Consider the following 18,944-nt stretch of genomic DNA (forward strand, 5'->3'; position numbering starts at 1 on the left):
CCTCAGTGTATGCCCGACGACGAGGGTCAGACGCCCGCGTTCGCCGTGGACCGACGCGCGTGGACGCGCTCAGCCTGCTTGACGAGCGCTGGCTCGTGCTCCCGCAGCCAGGCGTACATCGGCGCGGCGATGAAGATCGTCGCGGCCGTGCCGATGAGGATGCCCACGAACAGCGCCAGCGAGAGGTCGCGCAGGGTGCCCGCACCGAGCAGGCCGGCCCCGATGAACAGGATCGCGGCGACCGGGAGGACGGCGACCATCATGGTGTTGATCGACCGCACGAGCGTCTGGTTGACGGCGAGGTTGACCTCCTCGGCGAACGTGCGGCGCGTGGACGAGGTGATGTCCGCGGTGTTCTCACGGATCTTGTCGAACACCACGACCGTGTCGTACAGCGAGTAGCTGAGGATGGTCAGGAACCCGATGATGGCTGACGGCGTCACCTCGAACCCGCTGGCGGCGTACACGCCGCCCGTGACGATCATGGTGACGAACATCCCGGTGAGCGCGGACAGCGACATCTTCCACGTGCGGAAGTACAGCGCCATCAGGACGGCCGCCAGGACCACGAAGATGATGAACCCGAGCAGTGCCTGCTGGGATACGTCCGCGCCCCAGGTCGGGCCGACGAAGGAGGACGTCACGTGGTCCGCGCCGACGCCGTAGGCGGAGGCAAGCTTGTCCTTCACCTCGAGGGTCTGGTTGTCGCTGAGCCGCTCGGTCTGGACGCGCATCGTCCCGGGCGCGATGTTGCTCACGCGCGGCTGGTTGCCCGGCGCCACCGCGTCCACAGCCTGCTCCCCGAGGTGGACGTCGGTGGACGTCGTCTCGGAGACGCGGAACTCGCTGCCGCCGCGGAACTCGATTCCGAGGTTGAAGCCGCCCGAGAGGAGCGGAATGAGGATCGACACGATCGTGAGCACCCCGGCGATGCCGAGCCAGAGCCTCTTGCGCTCCACGAACGGGTAGGAGCGCTTGCCGGCGTACAGCTCGTTGCCGAAGCGCGCGAAGAAGTTGGACATCAGTTCTCCTCCCCCGTGCGCTCGGGCGTGCGGCTGGACCGCCCCGATGCGGAGGACATCTCGGACTGCTTCTGCGCCTCGGCCGCGCGGCGCTCGGCGATGGTCATGCGGCGCCCAGCCTCGCCCGCTGCGGCGCTGTTCTTGGGCTTGAGGTTGGCCTTGGCCGCCTCGGAGGCCTCCCGGAGCCGGCCCGCGCCGCGGTACAGCGGCACGGCGCCGAGGCGGGCGGGATCGAGCCCGGAGAACCGGTGCCCCTCGCCGAAGAACCGGGTCCGCGCAAGCATCTGGAGCGTCGGGTGGGTGAAGATGAACACGACGATGAGGTCGGCGATCGCCGTGAGGCCGAGCGTGAACGCGAAGCCGCGCACGTTGCCCACGGCCACGAAGTACAGCACCACGGCCGCCAGCAGGTTGACCGCCTTGGAGGCCAGCACGGTCCTCTTGGCGCGCTTCCAGCCGTTCTCGACCGCGGAGACGAGTCCGCGTCCTTCACGTAGCTCGTCGCGGATGCGCTCGAAGTACACGATGAACGAGTCAGCCGTCTGGCCGATGGCGACGATGAGGCCCGCCACGCCGGCGAGCGAGAGCCGGTAGTTCTGGGTCCAGCCGAGGATGGCGATCGCGAGGTAGGTCAGCGCGCCGGCGACGACGAGCGACGCGATCGTGACGAAGCCGAGGGCCCGGTACTGGAACAGCGAGTAGATGACCACGAGCAGGAGTCCGATCCCGCCCGCGAGGAGGCCCATCTCGAGCTGCTGCGTGCCGAGCGTCGCGGAGATCTGCTGCTCGCTCTGGATCTCGAAGCTGATCGGCAGTGCGCCGTAGCGGAGCTGGTCGGAGAGCGCCTGCGCGCTCTGCTGGGTGAAGTTGCCCGTGATCTGCGGCCGCCCGTCGGTGATGACGGCCAGCGTGCGCGGAGCCGAGAGCACCTTGTCGTCCAGGACGATCGCGAACTGGGCCTTGGGGTCGTTCTGGTTCGCGACGTAGAAGCCATTCAGGCGCGTCGTGACGGCCTTGAACTTCTGCGTTCCGTCGCCGTTGAACTGGATGTTCACGGCCCACTCGTTGGTCACCGCGCCCTGCTGGCCCTGCTGGAGCTGGAACGTCGAGCCGGAGATGTCGGTGCCGGCGATCTCGACCGGACCGAGGATGTACTTCGTCGCGGGCCGCGTGCCGTCGGCCGGCTCGCACGTGACGAGCGGCTTGGAGGGATCCGAGCGCTGGGTCTTCTCCGCCTGCGGCTGGGTGCAGTCAAGGGCCTCGTACTGCTTGTACACGTCGGCCGTGATCCAGTTGCTGTCGCTCGCGTCGGTGGGCGCAGCGGTCGGCTTGGGGAGCTTGTCGTCGGTAAGCCGCTGGTCCTGCGGAACGGCAGCAGGATCGCCCGCCATGAGGACGGGCCGGAAGTTCATGTCGGCCGAGGCCTGGATGAGCTGCCGGGTCTCGGCGGACGGGGTCCCTGGGAGGCTCACGACGACGTTGCGCCCGGACTGGGTGCTGATCTCGGCCTCGGCGACGCCGGAGCCGTCCACGCGCTGGCGGATGATCTCGACGGCCTGGTTGAGCTGGTCCTGGTTGATCTGGGACCCGTCGGAGACCTTCGGGGAGAGGATCATCTCGGTGCCGCCCTCGAGGTCGAGGGCGAGCTTGGGGGCCCAGGAGGCCTTGCCTGCGATCACCCCGCCGGCGAGGATGCCGACGAGGGCGACGAGGATCACGCCGAGGGAGATGAGTGTCTTGAGTCCCGGCCGCGTGCGGGATCGTGCCATGGTGGTCCTTCGATGGTGGAGTTCGCCCGGTGGACGCGCACGCCGCCCGGTATGTGCGCCGGGCGGCGTGTAACGGACTTAGTGGGCGTTCTTGCCCTCGTCGTTGAGGCGCCGCAGGGTCTCCTCGGGCGTCTCGTTCAGCTGCTCCTGCGGCGCGGGCGAGGCGTCCTTGCCGAGGGAGATGCCGGACGACGGCGCGCTGCCCGCCTCGGAGGGGATGTCACCGGTCCCGAGGCCAGCCTCGGTAGCGGAATCCTCCGCGGGTGCGGTCGGCTCGACGACCTTGGTGACGGCCTGCCGGTGGACGGTGGCCTCAGTGCCGGGGCTGAGCTCGAGGACGACCTTGTTCTCGGCATCGTCAATCGAGACGATCCGGCCGTACAGGCCGAAGCTCGTCATGACCTCGACGCCCGGCGCGAACTGGGACTGCATCTCTCTCTGCTGCTGCTGGGCCTTCTTGTTCCGACGGAACATCGTGAAGATGAAGAAGGCGAAGACGGCCAACAGGAGGATGGTCATCAGGTCCATGCGAGGTCCAATCTGTTTCGTGGGCACGGGAACCGGCCAGGGCGGTCCCGGGCACAGCATGAGGCTCCCGGCTCAGCGGGAAGCATGTCTTTCAGTGTAGTGGCTCACGCAGGGGCGTGGCGCTCAGTCCAACGAACCAGCGTCCTCGTCCGATCCCGGGCCGAACAGGGTTGCGCTGTCAGCGAACGCCGCGTTGCCGGCGAACGGAGCATCGGCCGGGACCGGCAGCCCGAGATGCGAGTACGCGAGCGGCGTCGCGATCCGTCCGCGCGGGGTCCTGCCCATGAGCCCCTCGCGGACGAGGTAGGGCTCCGCCACCGTCTCGACCGTCTCGGGCTCCTCGCCCACCGCAATCGCGAGGGTCGAGAGCCCCACGGGGCCTCCCCCGAACTTCGTGGCCAGCGCCGAGAGCACAGACCGGTCCAACCGGTCGAGTCCCCGGGCGTCCACCTCGTACATGTCCAGCGCCGCCCCCGCCGTACGGGCGTCGATCTGGTCGATCCCGTGCACGAGCGCCCAGTCCCTGACCCGCCGCAGGAGCCGGTTCGCGATGCGCGGGGTGCCGCGCGAGCGTCCGGCCACCTCCGTGAAGCCCGCGGACGTCACCTTGAGGTCCAGGAGGCCCGCCGAGCGCCTCAGGACGAGCTCGAGCTCCTCGACCGAGTAGAACTCGAGGTGGCCGGTGAACCCGAAGCGATCTCGCAAGGGACCGGGCAGCAGGCCGGCCCGCGTCGTCGCCCCGACCAGCGTGAACGGCGGCAGGTCGAGCGGGATAGCAGTCGCGCCCGCGCCCTTGCCCACCACGATGTCGACCCGGAAGTCCTCCATCGCCATGTACAGCATCTCCTCGGCGGGACGCGACATGCGGTGGATCTCGTCGAGGAACAGGACCTCCCCCTCGGACAGCGACGAGAGGATGGCCGCGAGGTCTCCCGCGTGCTGGATCGCGGGCCCCGAAGAGATCCTCAGCGGGGCGTTCATCTCCCCCGCGATGATCATGGCGAGGGTGGTCTTCCCGAGCCCGGGGGGCCCGGAGAGCAGCACGTGGTCCGCGGTCCGGCCGCGGAGCCGGCTCGCCTCCAGTACGAGCGAGAGCTGGCGGCGCACTCGGGCCTGCCCCACGAACTCGTCGAGGAACTTGGGCCGGAGAGCGGCCTCGATGACACGCTCCTCCGGTTCCTCCTGGCTCGCCACGAGCGAAGGCTCAGCCACGGGCGCCAGCCTTCACGGCTCGTGCGCCCTGGCCCAGCCAGCGAAGGGTCGCACGCAGGATCTCCGGCACGCTTCCGGCCTCCGCGATCTCGGGCGCATCTGCCATGGCCTTGTCGATGCTCGAGGCGGCGTCCTTCTCGCTCCACCCCAGCGAGGCCATGGCCGCGATGACCTGGGGCTTCCACGCCGCATCCGCCTGCGCCGGGGCAGCGGCGTGCACGTCGCCCGAACCGAGGGGCACGAGCTTGCCCTTGAGCTCAAGGACGAGCCGCGCCCCCACCTTCGGGCCGATCCCCGGGACCTTGGTGAAGGCCTTCGCGTCCTCGGTGTGCGCCGCGACCCGAACGGCCTCCGGGGTGTGCACGGCGAGAACCGCCAGCGCGAGGCGGGGTCCCACGCCCGAGACCCCGAGGAGTACCTCGAAGACCTCGCGCTCCTCCGGCGCGGCGAATCCGAACAGCGTCAGCGAGTCCTCGCGCACCACGAGAGACGTGTGGACCGTCGCCTCCTCGCCGACCCTCAGGCCCGCAAGGGTCTGCGGGGTCGCCCAGAAGGACATGCCCACACCGTTGACGTCCACCACGCACGAGGACAGGCCCACGTGCGCCACCGGCCCACGGAGAAAGCTGATCACCGACACTCCTAGCGCTTCGCTGGATCCGAACATATCTACGAGAACTCTAGCGGCCGACGCCGGCCACCCGCCTCATCTGCCGCGGCGCGCCCTCGCCTCCGCCTCCTGCCACAGGCGCTGCGCAGGCGTCAACGCCGAGGCCCCCACCGCCGTCGTGCGTCCCGCCGCGGACGGCGAGCCCGGCGCGCTGCCGCGCCACGCGTGGGCGAGGGCGAGGGCGAGGGCGTCCGCGGCGTCCGCGGGCCGCGGTGCGGTCTCGAGCCGGAGGATCTTCGTGACCATCCGCGTGATCGCCTCCTTGTCCGCTCGGCCGCTCCCGGTCACCGCGGCCTTGACCTCGCTCGGGGTGTGCAGCGCGACCGGGATGCCCCGCCTCGCGGCGGCCGCGATGACGATTCCCGAGGCCTGGGCGACGCCCATCACGGTGCTGACGTTCATCTGCGAGAAGACCCGCTCGACCGCGACCACGTCCGGGCGATGCCGATCGAGCCACTCGTCGATCGCCGTCGCAATCGCAAGCAGTCGGGCATCGAGGGGCTCATCCGCCTTCGTCCCGACGACCGTCACGCCGACGAGCGTCGCCTTGCGGTCCCGCGCGACGTCGACCACACCGATCCCGCAACGCGTGAGGCCCGGGTCGACGCCCAGCACACGCAGGGCAGACCCGGGCCTCACCGCGCCGGCATCGGCATCAGCAGAAGCGGACACGGTTCAGTCGTTCTCGAGCTCCGCCATGACCTCGTCGCTCATGTCCGCGTTCGAGTACACGTTCTGGACATCGTCGAGGTCCTCGAGCGCATCGACGAGGCGCACGAACTTGCGCGCGCCATCGGCATCGAGCCCGACCTCCATCGAGGGGACGAACTCGGCCTCATCGGTGTCGTACTCGATGCCTGCCTCGTTGAGGGCGTCGCGGATGCCCTGGAGGTCGCTGGGGTCCGAGTACACGATCCAGTTCTCGCCTCCGTCCTTGACCTCCTCGGCGCCGGCGTCGAGGACGGCCATGAGCAGGTCGTCCTCGGACAGGCCGTTCTTCGGCAGGCTCACCACGCCCTTGCGGGTGAAGAGGTAGTTGACGGACCCCTGGTCCGCCATCGTGCCGCCGTTGCGCGTCACGGCGAGGCGGACGTCCGCCGCCGCACGGTTGCGGTTCTCCGTGAGGCATTCGATGAGGAGCGCGGAGCCCTGCGGGCCGCGGGCCTCGTACGTGATCTCGGTGTACTCGATCGCCTCGCCGGTCAGGCCCGCGCCGCGCTTGATCGCACGGTCGATGTTGTCGTTCGGGACCGAGTTCTTCTTCGCCTTGCTGACCGCTAGGTCGAGGGCGGGGTTGCCGGAGAGGTCTGGGCCGCCCATCCGGGCCGCGACCTCGATGGTCTTGATGTACTTCGCGAACGCCTTGGCACGCTTGGCGTCGATGACGGCCTTCTTGTGCTTGGTGGTCGCCCATTTGGAGTGGCCGGACATGCCTATGCTCCTGTCCTGATCATGCGGATGAAAAGTTCATGGATCCGTGTCTCGCCCGTCACCTCGGGGTGGAAGGATGTCGCGAGCAGCGCTCCAGAACGCACTGCGACAATTCTAGACCTGCCCCCAAGCGTGGCCGTGTGCGACGCGTGGGCCGGGTCGACCTCGGCGAGGACTTCGACGCCCGGACCCACCCTTTCGACCCACGGACCGCGGATGAACACCGCATGCACCGGTCCCCCCGCCTGGTCGACCTCCTTGAAGTCGAGGTCCGTTTCGAACGACTCCCGCTGGCGGCCGAAGGCGTTGCGCCGCACCGTGATGTCCAGGCCGCCGAAGGACTCCTGGGGGCGGCCCGAGAGGTCCTCGGTCGGGTCGGCGATCTCGTCAGCGAGGAGGATCATGCCCGCGCACGAGCCGTACACCGGGAAGCCGGCGCGGATCTTGGCCCGCAGCGGCTCGGTGATGCCGAACGCGCGTGCGAGCTTGTCGATCGTCGTGGACTCTCCGCCGGGGATGACGAGCCCGTCCAGCCCCTCGAGCTCCTCCGGCCGCCGCACCTTCACCGCACGCGCCCCGGCATGGGCCAGCGCCGCGAGATGCTCGCGCACGTCGCCCTGGAGCGCCAGCACGCCGACAACGGGCGCGTCCGGTGTCACGTCCGACGAGGATGGAAGAGGGGGGTTCTGGGTCACCATGACAGTGTAGTCACCCCCGCCCGGCCGCCCGGCCCGGAGGCCCGCCGGTAGCATGGACCGCGGACCTTCACTTCCGACAGATGAGGACAGCACTATGTGCGGAATCGCCGGATACTTCGGCGCTGGGCTCGAGGAATCACTCCTGAAGGAGATGAACAGCTGCATCGTGCACCGCGGGCCCGACGGCGAGGGGTACTTCGCAGAGGGCAACGTGGGCCTCGCCCACCGCCGGCTGGCGATCGTCGACGTCGCCCACGGCCAGGAGCCCATGGTGAGCGCCGACGGCGAGACCGTCCTCGTCTACAACGGCGAGGTCTACAACTACCGCGAGCTGCGCGCCGAGCTCGAGCAGCTCGGCCGCAGGTTCCGCACCGCCTCGGATACCGAGGTGGTCCTCCAGGCCTACGAGCAGTGGGGCACTGAGGCGTTCGACCGCTTCAACGGCATGTTCGGCCTCGCTCTCCTCGATCGGCGCCGCAACCAGCTGGTGCTCGTCCGCGACCACTTCGGCATCAAGCCGCTCTACTGGGCCAACGCGGGAACGGAGCACGAGCCGCAGCTGCTGTTCGCCTCCGAGATCAAGCCGATCCTCGCCACGGGCCTCGTCGAGGCCAAGCCCAACGAGCGGATCCTGTACCGCTACCTCCAGTACCGCATCCACGACGACACGGAGGAAACGTTCTTCGAGGGCGTGCGCAAGCTCCTCCCCGGCGAGATGATGACGGTCGAGCTGGATTCGGGCCGCTTCCGCATCTCCTCCTACACGCGCCTCCGCGAGGAGCTCGCCGAGCTTGCCAAGGTCAACACGCCGTACACGCCGGACGTCGTCGACGAGTACCGCAGGCGCTTCACCGAGGCCATCCGGATCCGCCTGAACTCCGAGGTCCCGGTGGGCAGCGCACTGTCCGGCGGCCTCGACTCCTCCGCCGTCGTCGTGACGATCAACCGGCTCATGCAGGAGAAGGCCGAGGGCCTCGAGGCCGTCGGCGCCAAGCAGAACACCTTCAGCGCGGTGTTCCCCAACGCGATCAACGACGAGGAGGCCTACGCCGACGCCGCGATCGCCGTGTGCAGCGGCAACGTCGAGGCCCACAAGATCAAGCCCACGCCGGAGGGCTTCGATGCCGACCTCGTCGACTTCGTGCGCACCATGGAGGAGCCGATCATCTCCTCGGGCCCGTACGCCCAGTACTGCGTCATGAAGGAGGCCTCCAAGCACGTGACCGTGCTCCTCGACGGCCAGGGCGCCGACGAGATGATGGCCGGCTACATCCCCTACTACTTCGCCTACCTGCGCCAGCTCAAGGCCTCCGGCGACTACGCGACGCTCGCCAAGGAGTCGTCGTCGAGCCTCGACATCTTCTACCGCCTCGGCCGGTTCCGCCTCGCGGGCATGGCCAGCGGCAAGAAGTCCGTCGCGATGGGCACGCTGCTGAAGAAGTCCTGGACGGAGAAGTTCTCCGGCGAGTCGTTCGGCAACATCCCGGCCAACCTCAAGGCCCGCCTCATCGACGACCTGTTCGCGAAGTCGCTCCCTTCGCTGCTGCGGTACGAGGACAAGAACACGATGCGCTTCTCGCTCGAGGGCCGCGTGCCATTCCTCGACAAGGAAGTGGTCAAGTACCTGTTCTCCCTCTCGGACGAGGCGATCATCAAGGAAGGCTGGAACAAGCGGGTGCTCCGCGACGCGACGCGCGGCCTCCTGCCCGAGATGATCAGCAACCGGCGCAACAAGATCGGCTTCACCACGCCCGAGGCGGAGTGGTTCAAGCTCATGAAGGAGCGCCTCTACAGGATCTTCATGTCCAACTCGTTCTACTCGCGCCCGTACTGGGACCGCGAGCAGGTCCTCACGGCCTTCGAGGAGTACCTCAACGGCAAGAACGACGCCGACACGATGATCTTCTGGCGCCTCCTGAACGTCGAGCTCTGGCTGCGCGAGTTCATCGACAAGGACGAGGCCCCGGCGGACGTCACGGCGGACAAGAGCGACTACGAGGCGAACCCGGGCAAGGAACTCGACATCGCCTCGAACGGCTCGGTGTTCCGCAGGTATCCGCTCCAGACCGAGGTCTTCGCGAAGGACACCGACCTCGCCGCGGGCGTCACATCGTACGTGAAGCGATTCTTCGAGGGGCTGCCGGACGCGCCCGCGGAGGCGCGTGCCGCCGTCGACGGCAAGAAGTGGTACCTGCTCGTGAGCGAGAAGATCGTCGCGATCACCCAGGGGCGGTCGTTCCCCGTCTGGGAGATCAACGTGACCCCTGCGGCGCGCGTGCTCTCGAAGTTCGTGACGCGCACGCCGGCCGGGATCGGCCTCGGCAGCCCGTGGTCGATGCAGATCGCGATCAACGAGGTCGGCCTGCCGCTCATCGCGAAGGCCGCCGCCGCCTCGGTCGTCGGGAAGCTGCAGGGCAAGAGCGGCGTCTTCTACGACGTGGTGGGCCACAACATCAACGCAATCGACGGCGCGACCCCGTACAGCCTCGGCGCGGCCAGCAACTCGGTGAAGCTCGCGCCCAAGGATCCCGACGGCGTCGCACGTGCGCTCAGCGCCGCGGTGCGCGCCGCCCTCCCGGCCGAGGCCGTGGCGTCCTTCGGTGGCTCCGCCGTCATGGATGCGAACGACCTCGGCGTGGTCGTGATGGGCCACGACACGGATCTGCCCACGGAGACCATCGCGGGCATCTTCAAGGACAACCCGCAGGGCCAGGGCTCTCAGGCCACGCCGATGTCCCTCGTGTTCACGCAGGGCTGACCACCGCGAGGCCATCGCACTCTGGCCCCGGGCATCCCTTGCCCGGGGCCAGAGCCCGTGAAAGGCTCCTTTCATGACCAACCCGCTCCTGACGCCCAGCACGCTCCCCTACGGCCTCCCGGCCTTCCCCGAGATCCGCGACGAGCACTACGCGGAGGCGATCCGTGCGGGCCTCGCGGAGCATCTCGCGGAGATCGAGGCCATCGCGTCCTCGGACCAGGCTCCCGACTTCGAGAACACCGCCGTCGCCATGGAGCGTTCGGGGCAGTTGCTCACGCGCGCCTCCGCCGCGTTCTTCAACGTGGTCTCCTCCCACGGCACCGAAGGGATCCGCGCGCTCGAGACGGAACTCATGCCCGAGCTCTCCGCCCACGACGACGCAATCTACCTCAACCGGGCCCTCTACGCGCGCTTCGCCGCGGTCCCCACCGAGGGGCTCGATCCGGAGTCGGCGCGGCTCGTCTCGGAGTGGCTGGCTGCCTTCCGGCGCGCCGGCGTCGCACTCGACGACGCCGGCCAGGAGCGCCTCCGCGCGGTCAACGCGGAGCTGTCCCGGCTGGGCACCGAGTACGGCCAACGGGTCGCGAAGGGAATCAACGAAGCAGCGATCCTCGTGACGGACGAGTCCGAGCTGGCGGGCATGCCCGAGGACGACCGCGCCTCCGCTGCCGAGGCCGCGCGGGCGGCGGGCCACGAGTCGGGATGGCTCCTGACGTTCATCCAGCCGACGAGCCAGCCGCAGCTCGCCGTCCTCGAGGACCGCGCGCTGCGCCAGCGCATCTTCGAGGCCTCGGTGGCCCGCGGCAGCTCAGGCGGGCCGACCGATGTCCTCGCGCTCGTGACCGACATGGCCCGCCTCCGGGCGGAGAAGGCCGAGCTCCTGGGCTTCAAGGACTTCGCGGAGCTCGCCGTGGACGACCAGACCGCGCCGTCCATCTCGGCGGTCAAGGACATGCTCGGGCGCCTGACGCCGGCCGCAGTGCGCAACGCCGCCGCGGAGGCGGAGATCCTGGCCGAGTCCGCGGGCCATGATCTCGAGCCATGGGACTGGGCGTTCTACTCGGCCCAGGTGCACCGCGAGAAGTACGCGGTGGACGAGCGGGCCCTACGCGACTACTTCGAGCTGGACAGCGTCCTCGCCGACGGCGTCTTCTACGCGGCGGGCCAGCTGTACGGTCTCTCGTTCACGGAGCGTTCCGACCTCGCGGGCTACCACGAGGACGTGCGCGTCTGGGAGGTCTTCGACGCGGACGGCTCCGGCCTCGGGCTGTTCCTCGGCGACTACTTCGCCCGCCCGACCAAGCGCGGCGGAGCGTGGATGAACTCCTTCGTCGAGCAGTCCCGGCTGCTGGGCCGCTCCCCCGTCGTCGTGAACAACCTCAACGTGCCCAGACCGGCCCCGGGCGAACCCGCGCTCCTGACCCTGGATGAGCTGCGGACCGTGTTCCACGAGTTCGGGCACGCCCTTCACGGACTGCTCTCGGACGTGGAGTACCCGCGCTTCTCCGGCACGAACGTGCCCCGCGACTTCGTCGAGTACCCTTCGCAGGTCAACGAGATGTGGATGTTCGCGCCCGAGGTGGTAAGCCACTTCGCGCGGCACCACGAGACCGGTGAGCCGCTCCCCGCGGAGGACCTCGCCCGGCTCGACGCGGCCAGGCTCTGGGGTGAGGGATTCGCCACGACGGAGTACCTCGGCGCGTCCCTCCTCGACCTCGCCTGGCACGGCCTCGGTCGCGGTGACGACGCCGGAGACGCCCTCGCCTTCGAGGCCACGGCGCTGGCCGACGCCGGTGTGGCCGTCGCGCTCGTGCCGCCCCGCTACCGGACCGGGTACTTCCAGCACATCTTCGCGGGTGGCTGGTACGCGGCGGGCTACTGGTCCTACATCTGGAGCGAGGTGCTCGATGCGGACACGGTCGAGTGGTTCAAGGAGAACGGCGGGCTCACGCGCGCCAACGGCGACACCTTCCGCCGCGAGCTCCTCTCGCGGGGCAACTCCCGGGACCCGCTCGAATCGTTCCGGGCCTTCCGAGGCCGGGATGCGGACGTCGCGCCGCTCATCGCGCGGCGCGGCCTCGCCTGAAGATACGGCCCTTGGCCTCTGTGTGACGGCGCTGGCAAGGAGGACAGTGGAGGCCACACGCGAGGAGGAGCCATGCACGTCTTCAAGGACAGGACCGAAGCCGGGCGGGAACTGGCCCGCGTGCTCACCCGGTTCCGCGGGCCCGACACGGTCGTCCTCGGCCTTCCCCGCGGTGGCGTGCCTGTGGCGTTCGAGGTCGCGGTCAGCCTGGGCGCTCCGCTGGATGTCATCGTGGTGCGCAAGCTCGGCGTCCCGTTCCAGCAGGAACTGGCCATGGGCGCGATCGGCGAGAACGGCGTGCGCGTGGTCGACGATCGGGTCAGGTCACTCTCGGGGGTGACCGAGCGCGAGTTCGGTCTCGTCGAACACCGCGAGCGTGAGGTCCTCGAGGCCCGCGTTGCGCAGATCAGGGCCGTGCGGGCACCCGAGGACCTGAACGGCAAGACGGCCATCGTGGTGGACGACGGCATCGCGACGGGGTCCACGGCGAGGGTGGCGTGCACCATCGCACGCGCACTCGGGGCGGCACGGGTCATCCTCGCGGTCCCGGTCGGGCCGAAGGACGTGGTCGGGGACTTCGCCGAGGCCGACGAGGTCGTGTGCCTCTCGACGCCGTCGCCGTTCCGGGCGGTCGGCCGCTTCTACAACGATTTCTCCGCGACAAGCGACGAAGATGTCCTGCACCTCCTCGACGCCGCGGCGCGCCGCCCGGTGCCGGCGTCACGTTCAAAAGGTCCCGCCCCGAGGCACGAGGACGTGCTCATCCCGGTCGACGGCGTGACCATCCAGGGGAGCCTGCACCTGCCGGCGACCGCCGGCGTCGTGGTCTTCGCCCACGGCAGCGGCAGCAGCCGCCACAGCCCGCGCAATCGCGCCGTTGCCCGCGTCCTCCAGGACGCCGGACTCGGGACGCTCCTGCTGGACCTGCTCTCCCCCGACGAGGAGCTCGAGCGGCGTGCTGTGTTCGACATCGGCCTCCTCGCCTCCCGCCTCTCCGCGGCGACAGACTGGCTCCGAGCCGGGGCCGCTGGCGTCGAGAGGCCGATCGGCTACTTCGGGGCGAGCACCGGGGCGGCCGCGGCGCTGTGGTCCGCGGCCGATCCGGATGCCCGCATCGACGCCGTGGTCTCACGGGGCGGGCGCCCCGACCTGGCCATCCAGCGGCTCGGAGCGGTGCGTGCGCCGACACTCCTGATCGTGGGCGGCGCGGACCGCCAGGTCCTCGAGCTCAACCGCGAAGCGGCACGGCACCTCACGTGCCCGAACCGGCTCGAGATCGTTCCCGGCGCGACCCACCTCTTCGAGGAGCCCGGGGCGCTCGACGCCGTCGCCCGCCTAGCGCGCGACTGGTTCGTCGAACACCTCGGTGCGGCGGCCGTCGGCGGGGAGGGCCCGGCCTGAACGGCACCGTCACGCGTGATGCGCGGCGACGTAGGCCACGAGCCCGCCGAAGGTTGCGACCAGTGGGTAGTCCCGCTCGGGGACGTCCACGCCGGTTGCCTTCGCGATCTGCTCGATGAGGCGCAGGAAGTCCAAGGAGTCGAGGTCGAGGTCCTGCCTGAGACGGTCCGAGTCGGCGATCTCGTCAGGCTCGAGCTCGGGTGCGATCTCGCGCAGCGCGGCGAGGGCCGCCGAGCGTGGGTCGAGGGTTGTCATAGCTCCTCCGGGGCGAGCAGGAGTTCGTGGACGCGGGCGAGGTAGCGGCCGCCGCCCAGGCCGTCGCTCACGCGGTGGTCGGCCGAGAGGGTCGCCGTGACGGTGGGCCGGACGCCGAGCATCCCGTTCTCGGCCCAGGGCCGCTCGACCACGCGCCCGAACCCGACCATCGCGACCTGCGGCGGGACGATGACCCCGAAGACGGACTCGACGCCGAGGTCCCCGAGACTTGTGACCGTGATGGTCGCGTCCGCCATCTCGGCCCGCAGCAGCCGGCCCGCACGCGCACGCGCCGCGAGGTCGCGGAGCTTCGCCATCAGGTCGTCGACGGTGAGCGTGTCGGCGTCATGGAGTGCCGGGGCCACGAGGCCGCCGCCGCGCAGGGCAAGCGCGACGCCGAGGTGCACGTGCTCGCTCGGGGCGAAGCCGCTCTCCGTGAAGAATCCGTTCATGCCGGGCACCTCGCGGGCCGCGACTGCCGCGGCCTTGAGCAGGAAGGCCGCGGGGACGAGGCGCTCGGAGACGGGCCGCGCGAGGTTGCGGTCCTGCATGAGCGCGACGGTCCTGCCCAGATCGATCGTGGTGCTGAGGTAGTAGTGCGGGATGGTCGCCTTGGACCTGGCCATGAGGCTGCCGAGGGCCGCCCGGAGCGTCGCGGCCTTGCCCTGCGGCTGGTCCGCGCCCGACGGCGATGCCTCCTCGGGCGCGGGCTGTGGGCTCGGCCGGGTGGTCGCCGGCCCGTCCGCCTGTTCCGGCCCGGCTCCCTGCACGGCGGCCCGGCGGACATCTGCCTCGGACACACTCCCCTGGGGACCGGTTCCCTCGACGGTCCCCAGGTCGATCCCCAGTCGGGCCGCGAGGCGCCTGGCGAGCGGCGACGACCGCACGTGGTGGCTGGCGGCATGCGCCGCGGGGGCGGCATGCGCCGCAGGGGCGGCCTGTGCGGCCCCAACGTGCTCTGCCGCCGGGCGTGGGGGCTCGGGCGGAGCCTCCGGGCGCGCTGTGCGCTCGTCGAGTCTCACGATGGGCGTGCCAACGGAGACCGTTTCCCCGAGGGGCACGAGGTACTCGCCAATCACGCCGTCCTCGAAGGACTCGACGTCCATGATCGTCTTGTCCGTGTCGACAACCGCGATGAGGTCGCCGCGGTGCACAGTGTCGCCGGGCTTGACGAGCCATTCGACGATCTTCCCGTGCTCCATGTCCGCCCCGAGCGAGGGCATCGTCAGCTCACGCATGGGTGGACACCGTTTCGAGTGCGGCCGCGACCACACGTTCGGCGGAGGGCAGGGCGGCCTGTTCGAGGTGCTTGGCGTAGGGCATCGGGACCTCTGCCCCGCAGACCCTGACGACCGGCGCGTCGAGCTCGTAGAAGGCCCTTTCGGTGATGCGCGCACTGACTTCGGCCGAGAGGCTCCCGCTGCGCCATGCCTCGTCGACGACGACGGCGCGGTGGGTCCGTGCGACGCTCGCCAGGATCGTCGCGTCGTCGAGGGGGCGCAGGGTGCGCAGGTCAACCACCTCAGCGCTGATCCCCTGCGCCGCGAGCTGCTCGGCGGCGTCGAGCGTGAGCGGAAGGGTCCCGCCGTAGGTGATGAGGCTGACGTCGGTGCCTTCCCGACGCACGGCCGCGCTGTCGATCCCGACCGGGCCGGCGCTGTCGTCGAGCTCGCCCTCGGCTCCGTAGAGCGAACCATGTTCGAAGATGAGCACCGGATCGGGGTCCTCGAGGGCTGTCCACAGCATGCCGCGTGCGTCCTCGAGCGTAGCGGGGGCCAGGATCTTCAGGCCGGGGATGTGGGCGTACCAGCCCTCGAGGCTGTGCGAATGCTGGGCGCCGAGCTGCCGCCCCGCACCCGTCGTCATGCGGATGACGATCGGGACATTGAACTGGCCGCCGGACATGTGCAGGAGGGACGCGGCGCTGTTGACGATCTGGTCGAGGGCCAGGAGGCTGAAGTTCACGGTCATGATCTCGACGATGGGCCGCATCCCGCCCAAGGCGGCCCCGATGCCCGCGCCCACGAATCCGGACTCCGAGAGCGGTGTGTCGCGGACCCGTTCCGGGCCGAACTCCTCGAGGAGGCCGAGGCTCACGGCGTAGCAGCCGCCGTAGGCGCCCACGTCCTCGCCCATGAGGAACACGCGCTCATCCCTCCGGAGCGCGTCCCGCAGCGCGGCGCGCATGGCCTCGCGATACGTCGTCGTCATGGCGCGCTCCGCTCGCTGTAGACGAACCGTGTCAGCTCGTCGACCGGCTCGAGGGTGCCCGCCTCCGCGAAGGCGACGGCGTCCGCGATCTCCTCATCCGCTTCGCGCCCGAGCTGCGTCCACGCGCCGTCGTCGAGGAGTTCGGCAGCTCCGAGGGCCCCGCGGAGGGCGGGAATGGGGTCGCGCTGCATCCATGCGGTGACCTCGGCCTTGTCCCGGTAGCGCTCCGGATCGAACATCGAGTGCGCGCGGAATCGATAGGTCCTCAGCTCGAGGAAGTATGGACCGCCGCCGCCCCGCACCGCATCGACCGCCCGGCGCGCTGCGCCCGCAACTGCGAGGGAATCCATGCCGTCGACCTCCCAGGCGGGAACGCCATAGGCGGCGGCCTTGAGCGCGAGGTCGGTCTGCGACTCCGACCGGGTCAGTGCCGTCCCCATCGCGTAGAGGTTGTTCTCGCAGCAGAACAGCACGGGCAGGCGCCACAGCGCTGCGAGGTTCATGCTCTCGTGGAACTCGCCCTCGGCCATGGCACCCTCGCCGAAGAAGCATGCGGTCACCCGGTCGCGGCCCTGCATGGCGTCCGCGAGTGCGAGCCCGACGGCAAGTGGAAGTCCGCCGGCCACGATCGCGTTGCCGCCGTAGAACCTCGTGCCGGCGTCGAAGAGGTGCATCGACCCACCGCGGCCACGGCTGCAGCCCTCGGCCTTGCCGTACATCTCGGCCATGAGCCGCCGCGCCGGCACGCCCCTCAGGAGCGCGTGGCCGTGCTCGCGGTACGTCGCGACGACCGCATCGTCGGGCCCCAGAGCGCTCATGACGCCGGCAACGACCGCCTCCTCGCCGATGGACACATGCAGGAAGCCGCGGATCTTCTGTTCGGTGTAGAGCCGCACGCACGCCTCCTCGAGACGCCGGACCCGCAGCATGGACCTCAGGAGTCCGACTGCCGCCTCGGGGTCAGTGTCGAGGACGCCGGTCGCTGGAGCGCTGCTCATGGCCTGGCCTCGAGCGTGGAGGTGTCGCCCTCGGGGAGGCCGAGCTCGCGGGCCTTGAGGAGGCGGCGCAGCACCTTGCCGCTGCGCGTGTGCGGGAGCGCCGCCACGAACTCCACCGAACGAGGCGCGACGGCGGCGCCCAGCCGGCGTCGTGCGAAGCCGATGATGTCGAGGCGCAGCTCGTCGGTGGCCTCGTGCCCGGCACGCAGCTCGACGAACGCCTTGACCACCTCCCCGGCCACCGGGTCCGGCACGCCGATGACGCCTGCCTCGGCTACCGCGGCGTGTTCCATGAGCGCGCTCTCCACCTCGAAGGGCCCGATGAGGTGGCCAGAGGACTTGATCACATCGTCGCCGCGGCCCACGAACCAGTAGTACCCGTCGGCGTCGCGCGTCGCGAGGTCGCCGGTGAGGTACCAGCCTCCGGCGAAGCACTTCTGGTAGCGCTCGTCCTCGTTGAGGTACCCACGGAACATCGAGGGCCAGCCGGGCCGCAGAGCGAGCTCGCCGACGGCGCCGGGCTCGGCGACCGGCACGGCCTCGCCGTCCCGCAGCACGGGCCGGTCGTCGGGCCCGCGCGTCAGGACGGTCGCCTCCACACCGGGCAGCGGCTTCCCCATGGATCCCGGGCGGATGTCCATGGCGGCGTAGTTGGAGATCATGATGCCTCCGGTCTCGGTCTGCCACCAGTTGTCATGCACCGGCAGGCCCAGGGCTTCCTGCCCCCAGAGGACCACCTCGGGGTTGAGGGGCTCACCGACGCTGGCCACGAATCGCAGCGCGCTCAGATCGTGCTCGCGGGCGCGCTCGGCGCCTGCTTTCATGAGCATTCGCAGCGCGGTCGGCGCCGTGTACCAGACAGTGACGCGCTCCTCGGCCAGGATCCGGTACCAGCGGTCGACGTCGAGCTCCTCCTCGTCGACGACCGCGGTGACCCCATGGACGAGGGGAGCGATGATCCCGTACGACGTCCCGGTGACCCACCCCGGGTCCGCCGTGCACCAGTAGACATCATCCGGGTGGAGGTCGAGGGCGTATCGTCCCGTGGCCCAGTGGGCCACGACGGCCTCGTGCACGTGGAGCGCACCCTTGGGCGTCCCGGTCGTGCCGCTCGTGAAGTGCAGGAGCGCGTAGTCGTCAGGGAGCGTCCGCGCCACCTCCGCGAGGGGCTCGGCCTTGAGCATGAGCGCCGCCAGGTCGAGCGTTCCCGGCTCGGGCGAGTCTCCGGCGTCAACCAGGAGGACGTGCCGGAGATCGGGCAGGTCGGAGCGGATGGCCGCGACCTTCTTGCGGTACAGGGACCGCGTTGTCACGAGCACCCGGCCGCCGCCCAGCCCGAGGCGCTGGCGCACGGGGTCCGGGCCGAATGCCGAGAACAGTGGACAGAACACGCTTCCTGCCTTGAGCGTGCCAAGGACGGCGGCGTAGAGTTCGGGCCTCCGGCCGAGGAGTGAGAAGACCCGCTCCCCCGGGCCCACACCGAGACCGCGCAGGACGCCGGCGAAGCGGCTAGCCCGCTCGGCCAGATCCGAGTACGTGAGGGACTCGACGCCACCGTCGGCGTGCACGAAGCGCAGGGCCTCGTGGCCGCCCAAAGGACCTGCAGCGTGCCGATCGACCGCCTCGTGGGCAATGTTGAGCCCGCCGCCCGGCAGGCCCGTGAGGGCACGGCGCGCGTCCTCCCAGCGGAACACGGCGCACTCCCCGTCATAGTCCGCGAGATGGGGCGCGACGGTCAGGGCCCGGGGGTCCTTGTGGATCACCGGCCACGTTGTAGCCGCGTGGGTTTCTGCGCTCACGACTCCATGACACGCCGCCCGCCGCATGCGGCCAAGTGCCTAAAGTCCCCGGGTGCTTCCGCAGCCCCCGGCGCCCTTCTCTTGACAGTGACGCAACGTCACACTG

The 18,944-nt window shown here is 70.1% G+C and carries 16 protein-coding genes; 3 read left to right on the plus strand and 13 right to left on the minus strand.

Features of this window, described 5'->3' with window-relative positions; genetic code table 11:
• Nucleotides 1-26: 26 nt before the first annotated feature.
• The 8 genes from secF to pdxT form a co-directional block, all read right to left on the minus strand.
• Nucleotides 27-1,022: a protein translocase subunit SecF gene (gene secF, locus SCMU_RS10900; protein WP_229229193.1), complete on the minus strand. Its 996-nt coding sequence runs from the start codon at nucleotides 1,020-1,022 to the stop codon at nucleotides 27-29.
• Entirely contained in the window at nucleotides 1,022-2,791 is a 1,770-nt protein-coding gene (gene secD / locus SCMU_RS10905) for a protein translocase subunit SecD (RefSeq protein ID WP_229229194.1), read from the minus strand. The genes secF and secD overlap by 1 nt, the downstream gene beginning before the upstream one ends.
• 78 nt (nucleotides 2,792-2,869) lie before the next feature.
• Nucleotides 2,870-3,319, minus strand: a complete 450-nt coding sequence (yajC, locus tag SCMU_RS10910; RefSeq protein ID WP_229229195.1) for a preprotein translocase subunit YajC — start codon at nucleotides 3,317-3,319, stop codon at nucleotides 2,870-2,872.
• A 123-nt stretch (nucleotides 3,320-3,442) separates the two neighbouring features.
• On the minus strand, nucleotides 3,443-4,531 hold the full coding sequence (gene ruvB / locus SCMU_RS10915) for a Holliday junction branch migration DNA helicase RuvB (RefSeq protein WP_229229196.1): 1,089 nt from the start codon (nucleotides 4,529-4,531) through the stop codon (nucleotides 3,443-3,445).
• Nucleotides 4,524-5,165, minus strand: coding sequence for a Holliday junction branch migration protein RuvA (gene ruvA, locus SCMU_RS10920; protein WP_229229197.1), 642 nt, complete (start codon nucleotides 5,163-5,165; stop codon nucleotides 4,524-4,526). Before ruvA ends, ruvB begins: the two co-directional genes overlap by 8 nt.
• Nucleotides 5,166-5,237: 72 nt before the next feature.
• Entirely contained in the window at nucleotides 5,238-5,822 is a 585-nt protein-coding gene (ruvC, locus tag SCMU_RS10925; protein WP_371829666.1) for a crossover junction endodeoxyribonuclease RuvC, read from the minus strand.
• A 54-nt stretch (nucleotides 5,823-5,876) separates the two neighbouring features.
• Nucleotides 5,877-6,632: a YebC/PmpR family DNA-binding transcriptional regulator gene (locus SCMU_RS10930; protein ID WP_229229198.1), complete on the minus strand. Its 756-nt coding sequence runs from the start codon at nucleotides 6,630-6,632 to the stop codon at nucleotides 5,877-5,879.
• Nucleotides 6,633-6,634: 2 nt separating this feature from the next.
• Nucleotides 6,635-7,330: a pyridoxal 5'-phosphate synthase glutaminase subunit PdxT gene (pdxT, locus tag SCMU_RS10935; protein WP_443020131.1), complete on the minus strand. Its 696-nt coding sequence runs from the start codon at nucleotides 7,328-7,330 to the stop codon at nucleotides 6,635-6,637.
• A gap of 94 nt (nucleotides 7,331-7,424) precedes the next feature.
• Between pdxT and asnB the strand changes: the two genes are divergently transcribed.
• The 3 genes from asnB to SCMU_RS10950 all read left to right on the plus strand — a co-directional run bounded on the left by asnB (nucleotide 7,425) and on the right by SCMU_RS10950 (nucleotide 13,575).
• Nucleotides 7,425-10,088: an asparagine synthase (glutamine-hydrolyzing) gene (gene asnB / locus SCMU_RS10940; RefSeq protein WP_229229200.1), complete on the plus strand. Its 2,664-nt coding sequence runs from the start codon at nucleotides 7,425-7,427 to the stop codon at nucleotides 10,086-10,088.
• 73 nt (nucleotides 10,089-10,161) lie between these two features.
• Complete coding sequence (locus SCMU_RS10945) at nucleotides 10,162-12,174, plus strand: M3 family metallopeptidase (RefSeq protein WP_229229201.1); 2,013 nt, start codon at nucleotides 10,162-10,164, stop codon at nucleotides 12,172-12,174.
• A gap of 72 nt (nucleotides 12,175-12,246) precedes the next feature.
• The gene (locus tag SCMU_RS10950; protein ID WP_229229202.1) at nucleotides 12,247-13,575 is read left to right on the plus strand and encodes a phosphoribosyltransferase family protein; all 1,329 of its coding nucleotides are present in this window, start codon (nucleotides 12,247-12,249) and stop codon (nucleotides 13,573-13,575) included.
• 9 nt (nucleotides 13,576-13,584) lie between these two features.
• Here SCMU_RS10950 and SCMU_RS10955 read toward each other — a convergent pair whose 3' ends face one another.
• From SCMU_RS10955 to acsA, 5 genes are read right to left on the minus strand one after another with little or no spacing between them, the layout of a single operon-like run.
• Nucleotides 13,585-13,830 carry a phosphopantetheine-binding protein gene (locus SCMU_RS10955; RefSeq protein WP_229229203.1) on the minus strand — a complete coding sequence of 82 codons (246 nt, stop codon included), beginning with the start codon at nucleotides 13,828-13,830 and terminating at the stop codon, nucleotides 13,585-13,587.
• The gene (locus SCMU_RS10960) at nucleotides 13,827-15,068 is read right to left on the minus strand and encodes a dihydrolipoamide acetyltransferase family protein (protein ID WP_229229204.1); all 1,242 of its coding nucleotides are present in this window, start codon (nucleotides 15,066-15,068) and stop codon (nucleotides 13,827-13,829) included. Before SCMU_RS10960 ends, SCMU_RS10955 begins: the two co-directional genes overlap by 4 nt.
• Nucleotides 15,061-16,041, minus strand: coding sequence for an alpha-ketoacid dehydrogenase subunit beta (locus tag SCMU_RS10965; RefSeq protein ID WP_229229205.1), 981 nt, complete (start codon nucleotides 16,039-16,041; stop codon nucleotides 15,061-15,063). The genes SCMU_RS10960 and SCMU_RS10965 overlap by 8 nt, the downstream gene beginning before the upstream one ends.
• The gene (pdhA, locus tag SCMU_RS10970) at nucleotides 16,038-17,039 is read right to left on the minus strand and encodes a pyruvate dehydrogenase (acetyl-transferring) E1 component subunit alpha (RefSeq protein ID WP_229229206.1); all 1,002 of its coding nucleotides are present in this window, start codon (nucleotides 17,037-17,039) and stop codon (nucleotides 16,038-16,040) included. Before pdhA ends, SCMU_RS10965 begins: the two co-directional genes overlap by 4 nt.
• Nucleotides 17,036-18,865, minus strand: coding sequence for an acetate--CoA ligase (gene acsA / locus SCMU_RS10975; protein ID WP_371829588.1), 1,830 nt, complete (start codon nucleotides 18,863-18,865; stop codon nucleotides 17,036-17,038). Before acsA ends, pdhA begins: the two co-directional genes overlap by 4 nt.
• Nucleotides 18,866-18,944 lie beyond the last annotated feature (79 nt).

Source organism: Sinomonas cyclohexanicum (assembly GCF_020886775.1).
Lineage (GTDB): Bacteria > Actinomycetota > Actinomycetes > Actinomycetales > Micrococcaceae > Sinomonas > Sinomonas cyclohexanicum.

What these genes read in the sequence shown, in the direction of transcription:
- SCMU_RS10930 (WP_229229198.1), bottom strand. Translation starts at nt 6,632, where the DNA reads ATGTCCGGCCACTCCAAATGGGCGACCACCAAGCACAAGAAGGCCGTC.
- SCMU_RS10965 (WP_229229205.1), bottom strand. Translation starts at nt 16,041, where the DNA reads ATGACGACGACGTATCGCGAGGCCATGCGCGCCGCGCTGCGGGACGCG.
- pdhA (WP_229229206.1), bottom strand. Translation starts at nt 17,039, where the DNA reads ATGAGCAGCGCTCCAGCGACCGGCGTCCTCGACACTGACCCCGAGGCG.
- secF (WP_229229193.1), bottom strand. Translation starts at nt 1,022, where the DNA reads ATGTCCAACTTCTTCGCGCGCTTCGGCAACGAGCTGTACGCCGGCAAG.
- asnB (WP_229229200.1), top strand. Translation starts at nt 7,425, where the DNA reads ATGTGCGGAATCGCCGGATACTTCGGCGCTGGGCTCGAGGAATCACTC.
- SCMU_RS10960 (WP_229229204.1), bottom strand. Translation starts at nt 15,068, where the DNA reads ATGCGTGAGCTGACGATGCCCTCGCTCGGGGCGGACATGGAGCACGGG.
- SCMU_RS10950 (WP_229229202.1), top strand. Translation starts at nt 12,247, where the DNA reads ATGCACGTCTTCAAGGACAGGACCGAAGCCGGGCGGGAACTGGCCCGC.
- acsA (WP_371829588.1), bottom strand. Translation starts at nt 18,865, where the DNA reads ATGCGGCGGGCGGCGTGTCATGGAGTCGTGAGCGCAGAAACCCACGCG.
- secD (WP_229229194.1), bottom strand. Translation starts at nt 2,791, where the DNA reads ATGGCACGATCCCGCACGCGGCCGGGACTCAAGACACTCATCTCCCTC.
- pdxT (WP_443020131.1), bottom strand. Translation starts at nt 7,330, where the DNA reads ATGGTGACCCAGAACCCCCCTCTTCCATCCTCGTCGGACGTGACACCG.
- SCMU_RS10955 (WP_229229203.1), bottom strand. Translation starts at nt 13,830, where the DNA reads ATGACAACCCTCGACCCACGCTCGGCGGCCCTCGCCGCGCTGCGCGAG.
- SCMU_RS10945 (WP_229229201.1), top strand. Translation starts at nt 10,162, where the DNA reads ATGACCAACCCGCTCCTGACGCCCAGCACGCTCCCCTACGGCCTCCCG.
- yajC (WP_229229195.1), bottom strand. Translation starts at nt 3,319, where the DNA reads ATGGACCTGATGACCATCCTCCTGTTGGCCGTCTTCGCCTTCTTCATC.